Raw genomic sequence first — 923 nt, forward strand, 5'->3', positions numbered from 1 at the left:
CTGCAGCACCGCGTCGCCGGCACCGAGCGAGCGCTGCAGCTCGGGCAGCGAGACGCGCTCCTGCGCCAGCGTGTCGCTCGCGCGGTCGCGGATGGAATCGAGCAGCTGGCGCGAGCGCGAGGCCTCGGAGAGCGTCCACGCGGCCTCGTAGTTGCGCGCATCGAGGCTCAGCGCCAATGCGGCGTTGAACACCTGCTGGATGTCGCCGAACAGGCCGGTCTTGAACTCCTCGCTGGTGAACTTGCTGCGCAGGCGCTCGGCCTGCTGCACGGTGTCGAGGTAGGCGGCCAGCGCGGCTGGCTTGTCGCCGCGGGCGGCCTCGACGCGCGCGATGCCTTCGGAGGCCCACAGGCGGTGGTAGGCGGTGTCGCCGGCGCCGGGGTCGGCGAGAACCTGCCTGAAAAGAGCCAGTGCCTCGTTCGGCTGCGCGCTGCCGAGCAGGGCGTTGGCGCGGCTGCGCTTGTAGAAGGGGCCGAGCTTGTCGGTCTCGCGCACGGGGACCTGGTCGAGCTGCTTCAGCGCCTCGGGCGCGCGGCCGGCGGCGGTGTAGGCGTTGGCGAGCGAGACCTGCACCAGCGGGCGGAAGCGGTCGCTCGCGAGCGCGATGCTGCGGGCGTAGTAGCCGGCGGCATCGCCGTAGCGGGCGCGGCGCACCGCGATGTCGCCGAGCACCTTCAACGACGGCGCGTGGGCCTGCTGCGGGTTCTTCGGCGTCAGGGCGAGCGAGCCGTTCGCGAAGCGCTCGGCCTCGTCGAGCAGGCCGGCGTAGCTGTAGGCGATCGCGAGGTCGCGCTGCGCGAGGGATTTGAGGTCGTCGTTGTCGTCGGCCTGGCCGAGGTGCAGGGCCTTGCTGGCGGCGCGGATGCTCTGGCGGAACTCGCCCTGCTCGGCGAGCGCGATCGAGCGGCCGCAGTAGCCGTAGC

General features: G+C 72.5%; 1 protein-coding gene. It reads right to left on the reverse strand.

Translation table 11 applies throughout. The annotated features are described in order from the left end of the window. Positions 1-923, reverse strand: a 923-nt coding sequence (locus tag AC1D15_RS34625) for a tetratricopeptide repeat protein (protein ID WP_477829638.1), incomplete at both ends; no start/stop codon positions are given.

It is taken from the genome of Rhizobacter sp. P2_H2 (genome assembly GCF_056403375.1).